8 protein-coding genes are annotated in these 11,077 nt (G+C 64.7%); all 8 read right to left on the bottom strand.

Features of this window, described 5'->3' with window-relative positions; translation table 11 throughout:
* Positions 1-1,284 (bottom strand): DUF445 domain-containing protein, encoded by a 1,284-nt coding sequence (locus E4L98_RS14860; protein WP_135202330.1) that lies wholly within the window; start codon positions 1,282-1,284, stop codon positions 1-3.
* A gap of 73 nt (positions 1,285-1,357) precedes the next feature.
* On the bottom strand, positions 1,358-2,296 hold the full coding sequence (locus tag E4L98_RS14865) for a response regulator transcription factor (protein WP_135202331.1): 939 nt from the start codon (positions 2,294-2,296) through the stop codon (positions 1,358-1,360).
* Positions 2,280-5,672 (bottom strand): hybrid sensor histidine kinase/response regulator, encoded by a 3,393-nt coding sequence (locus tag E4L98_RS14870; RefSeq protein ID WP_135202332.1) that lies wholly within the window; start codon positions 5,670-5,672, stop codon positions 2,280-2,282. The genes E4L98_RS14865 and E4L98_RS14870 overlap by 17 nt, the downstream gene beginning before the upstream one ends.
* Before the next feature lie 117 nt (positions 5,673-5,789).
* A complete protein-coding gene (locus E4L98_RS14875; RefSeq protein WP_135202333.1) occupies positions 5,790-6,464 on the bottom strand; it encodes a flagellar brake protein in 675 nt (224 codons plus the stop codon).
* A gap of 203 nt (positions 6,465-6,667) precedes the next feature.
* A complete protein-coding gene (locus tag E4L98_RS14880; protein WP_205746732.1) occupies positions 6,668-7,417 on the bottom strand; it encodes a pseudouridine synthase in 750 nt (249 codons plus the stop codon).
* A gap of 24 nt (positions 7,418-7,441) precedes the next feature.
* Positions 7,442-10,009 carry a [protein-PII] uridylyltransferase gene (locus E4L98_RS14885; RefSeq protein WP_135202340.1) on the bottom strand — a complete coding sequence of 856 codons (2,568 nt, stop codon included), beginning with the start codon at positions 10,007-10,009 and terminating at the stop codon, positions 7,442-7,444.
* A gap of 19 nt (positions 10,010-10,028) precedes the next feature.
* Positions 10,029-10,847 (bottom strand): type I methionyl aminopeptidase, encoded by an 819-nt coding sequence (gene map, locus E4L98_RS14890; RefSeq protein WP_135202334.1) that lies wholly within the window; start codon positions 10,845-10,847, stop codon positions 10,029-10,031.
* Positions 10,848-10,970: 123 nt separating this feature from the next.
* Positions 10,971-11,066 (bottom strand): PEP-CTERM sorting domain-containing protein, encoded by a 96-nt coding sequence (locus tag E4L98_RS14895; protein WP_267874913.1) that lies wholly within the window; start codon positions 11,064-11,066, stop codon positions 10,971-10,973.
* Positions 11,067-11,077 lie beyond the last annotated feature (11 nt).

Here is an 11,077-nt window from a genome sequence, read left to right on the forward strand (position 1 = left end):
TCACTGATGCAGATAGCTTCCCGCCCATTCCATGGCCTGGGCGCTGGCATATAACAACAGCCCGATCATGCCGCCCACCAGGGTGCCGTTGACGCGGATGAATTGCAGGTCCTTGCCGATATTGAGCTCGATCTGGCGCGACATGTCCTTGTCGTCCCAGGCCTTGACGGTGTCGCTGATGTGGCGCGTCAAAAAATGCGAGAACGCCGGCGCCAGCGCCCGGGCCATTTCGCTCATGTGCTGGTTGAGCGAGGCGCGCATCTCGGGATGGGAAAGCAGTTCGTCACTCAGCCAGGCGCCGGCCTGCAGCACGCCGGCGTGCAGCCGCGAATCGTCACCGGCGATGTCGGCCTTGATCCAGTCGCGCACACTGCCCCACAAATCGCCGGCGTAGCGGTTGAAGGTGTCGCTGTCGCGAAGATAGCGCTTGAAGTCCTCGCCCTTGGCGATGAAGGACGGATCGGACTGCAGCCGCTGCACGAAGCGCTGCACCATTTCGTCGAAACGGCTGCGCAGCCTGTGATCCTTGTCGGCGCCGATGTTTTCCATGATGTTGTTGAGCGTATCGGCGATCATGGCGGCGCCGCTTTCGCTGATCCAGCCGGTCGGCAGCATCATTTCCATGGTGGCGTGCTCGCGCTTGAGCCAGCCGGTGATCAGCTCCGCCATCACCTGTCGCGTTTCCGGCCGGTTGAGGATGCCGATCAGGGCGCGCATGCCGTCGTCCAGCAGCTCCTGGTGACGGCCCTCGCGCGTCAGGCTGGCGATCACCGTGCCCAGCGACGGCGCCATGTCGAGCTTGCCGATGGCGGCATGCAGGGCGTCGCGCATCAGCTGCTGGATGCGGGCGTCGTCCACGGTGGCGAGGATTTCCGGCAGCAGTTTGGCCAGCTGCGCCGCCATATACTGGCGGTTGCGCGGTTCCTGCAACCATTGTGCCACGCTGGTGGCCGGGTCGGTTTTCAGGATGACCTGCGCCAGCGATTCGGGCGCCAGGAATTTGTCCTCGACGAAGGTGGCCAGATTGTCGGCGATGCGCACCTTGTTGCTGGGGATGATGCTGGTATGCCGCGAGATGAACGGAATCGGCACCTTGTGGAACAGCGCGACGATGGCGAACCAGTCGGCCAGCGCGCCAACCATGGCCGCCTCCGACACGGCGCGCAGGCCGTCGACCCAGAAGCCGCGCGGCAGCAGGGACGTGATGATGAACACGGCCGCCGCCGCCGCCAGCAGCGACAGCGCGAGCCGTTTGGACCGTTTCAGTTCGGATTCCTTATCCATGGCCCGATTATGGCATGGACGCGGCCGGCGCCGCGTCACCGCTGAGCGGGGGGCGGTGCGCCGGTGGCTGGCGCTATCCGCTACTTGCAGATCGAATCTTACCCAGCGCCACCGCCGCTGCGGAGGTGCGGGTTTCCACACCCAGTTTCACGAAGACGTGTTCCAGATGTTTGTTGACGGTGCGCGGGCTGGTGCCGAGGATATCGCCGATGTCGCGGTTGGTTTTTCCCTTGATGACCCAGTTCAGGACCTCGGATTCGCGCATGGTCAGTTTGAACGACGACATCAGCGCATCGATCAGCGAGGCGTCCGATTCTTCGCGCAGCACCACCATCCACTGCGTCTGTTCGCTGTATTCGGCGGCCGAAAAGATCAGCCGCTGCGCGCCGCGCGCCAGCGTCAAGGGGGCATGCGACAACCCCTCCGTATGCGCCTGCTGCGTCGCCGCGAGCCAGGACTGCAGCTGCTGTGGCGCGCGCTCGGTGGCGCCCGATTCCGGCGGCAGGTAATTGCGCAGCAGTTGGCGCGCGAGCGGCGTCTGCCACAAAATCCGGCCGTCGTCGGGGCGGATGGCGATGACGGCATTGCCGAAGGCGTCCAGCGCGCTGCGCGCCTGGTCGACCAGGCGCGCCGTCTGCAGGTGCGAGGCGATGCGCGCCAGGACTTCGCTGGTGCGCAGTGGCTTGGTGACGTAGTCGTTGCCGCCGGCCTCGAAGGCGGCCACCACGTGCTCGCTCTCGGTCAGGCCGGTCATGAAGATCACCGGGATGTGGCGCGTGGCCAGGTTGGCTTTCAGGTGACGGCAGGTGGCAAAACCGTCCATGCCGGGCATGACCGCGTCCAGCAGGATGATGTGGGGCTGGGCCTCGGCGGCGCGCAGCAGGGCGGTTTCACCGTTGTTGGCCACCAGGACGGTATAGCCCGATTCGTCCAGCGCATCGTGCAGCACGGCGAGGTTTTCCGGGATATCGTCGACCACCAGCACCAGGCCGGCGTCAGTGTTGAAGTTCATCGTTGTTCTTCTCTCTCACAAATTCGGCCATCGCGTCGAGCTGGAAGCGCGCGGCCAAGTTTTGCATGGCGTGGGTGAACGGCTGATAGCGCGGATCGAGCGCGCCGATTTCGTCCAGCTTGTGCTTGATGCCGCGCATGTAACCGACCCGTATCAGCGCGCGCAGCGCAGTCATGACGTCCGGTGGCGGGAACACCAGCGCCGGTGCGCCCGCGGCGGCCGCTGGTGGCGCGGCTTCGCGTGGCTGCGTGGTCCATTCCAGCGCCAGGCGTGCGCCTATCCAGTCCAGGAGCTCGTTGACGTTGACCGGCTTGATGAAGAAATCCTCGGCGCGGATGCCGGCCGGATTTTCCATGCCCTTGTCGAAGGCATTGGCGGAGACGATGGCGATCGGCACCTCGGACATGCGCTTGCGGCGCAGGATATAGCTGGCTTCCCAGCCGTCCATGCCGGGCATGGCCAGGTCCATCAGGATCAGGTCGGGCGCGAAGCTGGCCCACAGGTCCAGGCACTCCAGCCCCGATTCGGCCTGCGCCACCTCGAAGCCCAGCGGCGCCAGGATGTTGAGCAGCAGTTCGCGATCCACCCGTTCATTGTCGACGACGAGGATACGGCGGCGCGGACCGCGATAGCCGGTGCGCTGCGCCTGGCTGTGCGCCAGCGGCGCGCGCAATCCGGGCGCGTGTACGCTGGGCAGGAACAGGCGCACGTGGAACATGCTGCCGTGACCGGCAGTGCTGCGTACCTTCAGCTCGCCGCCCATCAGCTGCGTCAGCATGCGCGCGATCGGCAGACCGAGGCCGGTGCCGCTGGCATTCGCGTGCGCGCTGGCGCTGCCGCGCGAGAACGGCTCGAAGATGTGGTCGATTTCTTCCTGCAGGATGCCCGGGCCGCTGTCCTCGATTTCGAACGCAGCCATTTCGCGCGCGTATTTGAGGCGCATGACGATGCCGCCGCGGCTGGTGAACTTGACGGCGTTGCCGAGGATGTTGATGAGGATCTGGCCCAGCCGCTTGCGGTCGGCGCGCACGCAGGGCGGCAGCGCGCCGCTCAATTCGTAGCGGAAGCTCAGCCCCTTGTTGGCGGCCTGCAGCTCGAACATGCGCACCAGCTGGCCGATGAAATCGGGGAAGTCCAGCTCCTTCATGTCGAAGTTGAACTTGCCCCCTTCGATGCGGGCGATGTCCAGCGTGCCCTCGATCAGCGACAGCAGGTGTTCGCCGCTGTTGCGGATTACGCGCACCGCCTGCTGCCGGTGCGCCGGGATCGCCGGGTCGTTGTCGAGCAGCTGGGCGTAGCCGAGGATGGAATTGAGCGGCGTGCGGATCTCGTGACTGATGCCGGCGATATATCGGCTCTTGGCCTGGTTGGCCAGGTCGGCGGCCTGCTTGGCCTGCTGCAGCTGGGCGTCGGTCTGGCGGTGCAGTTCGATTTCGCGCGTCAGCAGGCCGGTCTGGCGGTTCGACTCTTCCTGCGCCACGCGGCGGCTTTCGCTGGTCAGCACCAGCCACCACGCGACGATGCCGCTGGCCAGCAGCAGCGCCGCAAAAATCTTGAAGAACACCAGCCGCAGCTGCGGCAGCAGGGCATCGGCGCCGGCCGGCAGCACCGATTGTTCGTGATAGTAGATCAGGCCGAGCAGGGCGCCCAGCGACAGCACGGTGACGACCATCAGCAACAGATAATGTCCCAGGCCGCTGCTCAGGTAGCGCCACAACGATTGCGGCAGCAGGGCGCGCATCGCCTGCTGCCACTGCACCGCCACGCGCGCGTGCGGCTTGCAGGTGTCGTTGCAGCGCGCGTCCAGGCAGCAGCACAGCGAGCAGATGGAACCCTGGTAGGCCGGACAGTGAGCCATGTCCTCGGCCTCGTATTCCTTTTCGCAGATCACGCAGGTTTTGCCGTGGACGTGGGCTTGTGGCCGGGCGATATAGTAGCGGCCGCGCGTGGCGAGCGCGATCAGCGGCGACGCCACCAGCGCCGTGGTGAGCGCGATGAACGCGGAGAAGGCTTGCGCCTGATGGCCGAAGGCACCCATGTGCGCCGCCACCGACAGGGCCGACGCCAGCAGCATGGCGCCGACGCCGACCGGGTTGATGTCGTACAGGTAGGCGCGGCGGAATTCGATGCCCTTGGGGCTGAAGCCCAGCGGCTTGTTGATCACCAGGTCCGCCACCACCGCCGTGATCCACGAGATGGCGATGTTGGAATACAGGCCGAGTACCTGGTCCAGCGCCTGGAACACGTCCAGCTCCATCAGCAGCACGGCGATCAGCGCATTGAACACGGCCCACACCACGCGGCCCGGATGGCTGTGCGTCAGGCGCGCGAAGAAGTTGGACCAGGCCAGCGAACCGGCGTAGGCATTGGTCATGTTGATCTTCACCTGCGACACCACCACCAGCAGCGCGGTGGCCGCCAGCGCCGCCCGCGGCTGATCGAACACCAGGCCGAAGCCGGCCAGGTACATATGGGTCGGATTGACCGCCTGCTCCAGCGGCATGGCGCTGCGGATCGCCAGCCAGGCCAGCAGCGCGCCGCCCAGCATCTTGGCGATGCCGAGCACGATCCAGCCGGGACCGGCGGCCAGCACGCCCAGGTGCCAGCGCAGGCGGTTGTCACGCGTCGGCGGCGGCATGAAGCGCAGGAAGTCGACCTGCTCGCCGATCTGGGTGATCAGCGCCACGCCGACCGCCGTGGCCGCGCCGAAGGCCAGCATGCTGAAGTGGCCGTGCGCGCCGTCGCGACCGGCGTAGTCGAGCAGTTGCGCCGGCAGCTCGGGACGTTTGTGGAAGATGGCGATGAAGGGCAGCGCCATCAGGATCAGCCAGACTGGCTGGGTCAGCATCTGGATGCGGCTGATCAGGGTGACGCCGTGCGTGACCAGCGGGATCACCGCCAGCGCGCTGACCATGTAGCCTATCCAGAGCGGCAGGTGGAAATACAGTTCCAGTGCGTAGGCCATGATGGCCGCTTCCAGCGCGAACAGGATGAAGGTGAACGAGGCGTAGACGAACGAGGAGATGGTCGAGCCGATGTAGCCGAAGCCGGCACCGCGCGTGAGCAGGTCCATGTCGACGCCGTAGCGGGCGGCGTAGTAGCTGATCGGCAGGCCGGTGAGGAAGATGATCAGGCCGACCGCGATGATGGCCCACAGCGCGTTGATGAAGCCGTAGTTGACGGTGATGGTGCCGCCTATCGCCTCCAGCACCAGGAAGGAAATCGCGCCGAAGGCCGTGTTGGCGACGCGAAATTCCGACCAGCGGCGGAACGAGTGCGGGGTGTAGCGCAGCGCGTAATCCTCGATGGTCTCGTTGGCCACCCAGGTATTGTAATCGCGCCGTATCTTGACGATGCGCTGTGTCGTCGTGGTCATAAAAAAAGCAGCTAATGGATTAGCTGCTTTTCAAGCAAGTACCATGCCCAAATTCGGGGACAGACCACGATTTTGCAATTTATTGCAGAATCGTGGTCTGTCCCCGGTTTAGCCGGCTTAGCGGTAGTGCTTGTTGGCGTTGACGTTATCAAGCAGCCGCTTGAGCTCGTCCTGCATCATCGGCGACAGGTTGATGAACTGGCAGCCGATCTGTACCTGCTCGCCAAGCAGGAAGGAGCGGAAGGTGCGCGACAGCCGCACTTCGAGATCGGCAATCATCACCGAATCCGGCCCCAGTTCCAGCCGCACGCGCTGCAGCTTGCGGCCCACGTGCAGGCCCACCGCGTCGCGCGGCGAGGCGCGCATGCCGACGCCGCCGGCGGAAAAGTCGTACACCTGCAACTCGTACGGTTTGCCATTGAGCACGAATGAGGCCATGTTGTACACGCCCAGCGGGGTTTCCAGCCGGGCCGAGGCGCGGCGGTTCAGCACCAGGCACTTGGTCGGGAATTCCAGCGGAATGATGGTCGGCTCGTTGGGCTTGCTGGCCCATTCGAGCGAGCTCAGTTTGAACTGGATCTTGGCCGAACGCAGCCAGCCGACGAAGGTCGCTTCGCCCGGCGGCAGAAATTCGCCCTCATTGAGCTCCAGCTCGAAATACGGATTTTCCGGGTGGACGTTCTTGATGCGCGCCATGACCACATTGGTGGCACTGGCCGGATACACCGAGATCGGCTCGCCGGTTTCGGCAAGAAACGTCAGTGCATCACCGATGTCATGCTCATCGGTCATGTCATGGGGTTTCGAACCCGTCGCGATCGGCTCCACAGCGTCTTTTAGGGTGGGGGGCCCGCGGCGAAATTCATTTGGTATAGGATCGTTCACGACGGCATATCTCTTTGCTAATGACTTCAATGCGAGGTCGATCTGCGCAGTTTACAGCGGTTTCAACGTTTTGGCTTGCAGAAAGGCAAGAAATTTTCACTGCTTGTGGCTTAGAAGCGTTCATCCGGGCGCAGATAGCGCCATTGGCCGACCGGCAGCTCGCCAAGTTTTACCTTTCCGATACGAACCCTTTTTAATCCGACAACTTTCAAACCGACCATTTCGCACATGCGGCGGATCTGGCGCTTCTTGCCTTCGCGCAGGGTGAAGCTGAGCTGGTCGTCGTTCTGCCAGCGCACCTTGGCCGGCAGCAGCGGCTTGCCGTCCATCCACAGGCCGTGGTTGAGCTTTTTCAGGTCGCTGTCGGGCAGCTTGCCGGGCTTGGTGTACTGCACGCGCACCAGGTATTCCTTGTCGACATCGGTGTGCTCGCCGATCAACTGCTTGGCCACGCGGCCGTCCTGGGTCAGCACCAGCAGGCCGACCGAATCGATGTCCAGGCGGCCCGCCGGCACCAGCGAACGCAGCTGGGTCGGGTGGAACTGTTCATTGGCGGGATCGTCGGGCCAGCGGTTTTCCGGCTTGATCAGGGCCACGGCCGGCTGGTAGCCGTCCTCGGCCTGGCCGCTGACATAGCCCATCGGCTTGTTGATCAGGATGGTGACGCGCTTGGACTGCTCGGCGGCCGCCTGGCGCTCCACCGTGACTTTCTGGCTCGGATAGACTTTGGTGCCAAGTTCGTTGACGACCTTGCCGTCGACGCGGACCCAGCCGCGCGCGATCCACTCGTCGGCCTCGCGGCGCGAGCACAGGCCCAGTTCGGACATGCGTTTGGACAGGCGGAGTAATTCTTCAGACATGTTGGTGCTCTACAAAAAACGGGGTTAGACCTTGATCGCTTCCAGCAGGTCGGTTTCGAGCTGGATCTGGTTGCGGGCGTTGCTGAGGGCGGCGCCGTCGATCAGGAACACGTCTTCCACTCGCTCGCCCAGGGTCATGACCTTGGCCGTGTGCAGGTTGATCTTGTACCGGGTCAGCACGTTGGCGATCGAATACAGCAGGCCGGTGCGGTCGTTGGCGGCCACCGACAACAGGTAGTACTGGCCCTTTTCATCGGGGCGCAGGTCGACCGTCGGCTGGATCGGGAAGGTGCGCGACAGCCGCGACAGCCGGCCCTTGCTCGGCGCCGGCAGCGGTTCCGGCGTGGTCAGCAGCCCGCACAGCTCGTGCTCGATCAGGCTGATGATGTCGCGGTAGCTCTTGGCGAAGTTCTGCTCGGTGACCAGGAAGGTGTCCAGCGCATAGCCGTGGCGCGTGGTGTGGATCTTGGCGTCGAGGATGGAAAAGTTCTTGCGGTCGAAATAGCTGCAGATGCGCGCGAACAGGTCGGGCTGGTCCTTGATGTAGACCGCGATCTGCAAGCCTTCGCCGATCGGCGCCAGGCGGCACTTGACCACCGGCCGCTCGGCGTTGAAGCGGTCATACAGCGCGCGCGTCTGCCAGGCGATGTCGGCGGCGTCGTGGCGCAGGAAATAGGCGACGTCCAGCTGCTGCCAGAACGCCACGTGGGCATCCGCTTCCAGGCCGTACAGGCGCAGCGTCGCCAGCGCTTCCTGCTGGCGGTTGCGCAGTTCGTTGTCGGCGCTGTGCGGTTCGCCGCCGAGCACACGCAGGCTGATCTTGTACAGGTCTTCCAGCAGCTTGGCCTTCCAGGCGTTCCACACCTTGGGGCTGGTGCCGCGGATGTCGGCCACGGTCAGCAGGTACAGACCGGTCAGGTGGCGCTCGTCGCCGACCACCTTGGCAAACGCCTGGATCACGTCGGGATCGGACAGGTCCTGCTTCTGCGCCACCTGCGACATGGTGAGGTGGTTTTCGACCAGGAACACGATCAGCTCGGTGTCTTCGTCGTCCAGGCCGTGGTCGCGGCAGAACTGCTCGGCGTCGGCCATGCCCAGTTTGGAGTGGTCGCCGCCGCGGCCCTTGGCGATATCGTGGAACAGCGCCGCCAGGAACAGCACCCACGGCTTGTTAAAGTTGGCCATCAGCTGGCTGCAGAACGGGTATTCGTGCGCATGCTCGGCCATGGTGAAGCGGCGCATATTGCGCACCACCATCAGGATGTGCTGGTCCACCGTGTAGACGTGGAACAGGTCGTGCTGCATCTGGCCGACGATCTTGCGGAAGTTGGGCAGGTAGCGGCCCAGGATCGACAGGTCGTTCATGCGCCGCAGCGCGTGGATGACGCCAACCGGCGCCTGCATGATGCGCAGGAACAGCGCGCGGTTGACCGGATCGGCGCGGAAGGCGCCGTCGATCTGGAAGCGCGCATGCCACAGTGCGCGGGTGGTGCGCGCGGTCATGCCTTTCAGCGATGGCCGCTCGGTCATCAGCACGAACAGTTCCAGCATGGCGGAAGGCGTCTGCTCGAAGGTGTCGTCCTCGCTGATGTCGATCAGGCCATTGACGTCGTTGAAGCGGGCGTTGATGGCGACCGCCTCGCCCGAGGTGGGGAACAGGCGTTCCTCGATATTCTGCAGCAGGATGGTGTTCAGCTGGGTCACGGTCTTGGCGGCCCAGTAGTAGCGCTGCATCAGGTATTCGCTGGCGCGGCGCATGTTGACGCCGCTGCCGGTGGCCTGCAGGCCCAGCGACTCGGCGATCGCGGTCTGTACGTCGAACACCAGCCGGTCTTCGCGGCGGCCGGCGTGCAGGTGCAGGCGCACGCGGATGTCCTTGAAGGCGCGTTCCTTTTCCATCAGCTGGCGCGCCTCGGTCTGCGTGATCAGGCCGCTGGTGGCCAGGGTACGCCAGGAATTGGCCAGGCCGGCCGCCTTCACCAGCCACAGGATCACCTGCAGGTCGCGCAGGCCGCCCGGGCTTTCCTTGCAGTTCGGCTCCAGGCTGAAGGCGGTGTCTTCGTATTTGGCGTGGCGCTGCTTCATTTCCAGCAGCTTGGCGTGGTAGAAGGCGCGCGGGTCCATGGCGGCCGCGTAGCGCGCCTGCAGTTGTTCGAACAGCTGGTCGTCGCCGCAGATGATGCGCGCTTCCAGCAGGCTGGTCTGGACCGTGATGTCGGCCGCCGATTCGCTCAGGCACTCGTCCACGGTGCGGATGCTGTGGCCGATTTCCAGGCCCAGATCCCACAGCAGCTGCACCAGTTCTTCCAGCTTTTCGGTGGTGGCCGCGTCGGGCGATTGTTCCAGCAGGATCAGCAGGTCGACGTCGGAATAGGGGAACAGCTCGCCGCGGCCATAGCCGCCGACGCCGACCAGGGCGGTGTTGTCCGGCAGCCGCGCTTCGTGCCAGGCCGTGGTCAGCACCGCGTCCACGCTCTGGCGCAGTGCGCGCAGCAGCTTTTCCGGCTTGCCGTCTTCCTTGAAGGCGGCGATCACCACCTGGCGGTCGGCCTTCAGCTGGCGCTTGAGCTGTTCGCGCAGTTCCTTCTTCATCACGGCCGCGGACACGGAATCAGGCCGCTTTCTTGGCGTCGGTCACGAAGGCCGGCGGCGGCGGGCTGCCGGCCGACAGGGTCAGCACCTCGTAGCCGCTGTCGGTAACCAGGATCATGTGTTCCCATTGCGCCGACAGGCTGCGGTCCTTGGTCTTGATGGTCCAGCCGTCGCCCATTTCGCGGATCTCGCGGCGGCCGGCGTTGATCATCGGCTCGATGGTGAACACCATGCCCGGCTTGAGTTCCTCGCCGGTGCCGGGGCGGCCGTAGTGCAGCACCTGCGGCTCCTCGTGGAACACCTTGCCGATGCCGTGGCCGCAGAATTCGCGCACCACGCTGTAGCCGGCCTTTTCGGCGTGCTGCTGGATGGCGTGGCCGATGTCGCCCAGGCGCGCGCCCGGCTTGACCTGCTGGATGCCCAGCCACATGCACTCATAGGTCACGTCCGACAGGCGCCGCGCCATGATCGACGGTTCGCCGATGAAGAACATGCGGCTGTTGTCGCCGTGGTAGCCATCCTTGATGACGGTGATGTCGAGGTTGACCACGTCGCCGTTCTTGAGCACCTTGTCGCCGGGGATGCCGTGGCAGATCACGTCGTTGACCGAGGTGCAGATGGCCTTGGGGTAGGGCGTGTAGCCGGGCGGGCAGTAGTTCAGCGGCGCCGGAATCGTGCCCTGGACGTTGACCATGTATTCGTGGCACAGGCGATCCAGTTCGCCGGTGGTGACGCCGGGCTTGACGAACGGGGTGATGTAGTCCAGCACTTCGGAGCCGAGGCGGCCGGCGATGCGCATGCCTTCGATATCTTCAGCGGTTTTGATGGAAATAGACATAGTGGATCGCAATCAAGTAAACGGTATAAACGCCGGGCGGCCGGCGGCGCGCCACGGCGTGCAAAAATATGTCTGAAATTATACGCGACGCAAGGGTTTGCGTGCGGGCCCGGGGGCAGCCGCTTACTTTCGCTGTTGCCGGCGTGCGCGACGGCGCGCCTGCCAGCCGATCAGGCCCAGGCCGGCCGCCAGCATGGCCCAGGTGTCGGCCTCGGGCACCGGCGCGGCGC

It is taken from the genome of Duganella callida (assembly GCF_004614165.1).
Taxonomy (GTDB): Bacteria; Pseudomonadota; Gammaproteobacteria; order Burkholderiales; family Burkholderiaceae_D; genus Rugamonas; species Rugamonas callida.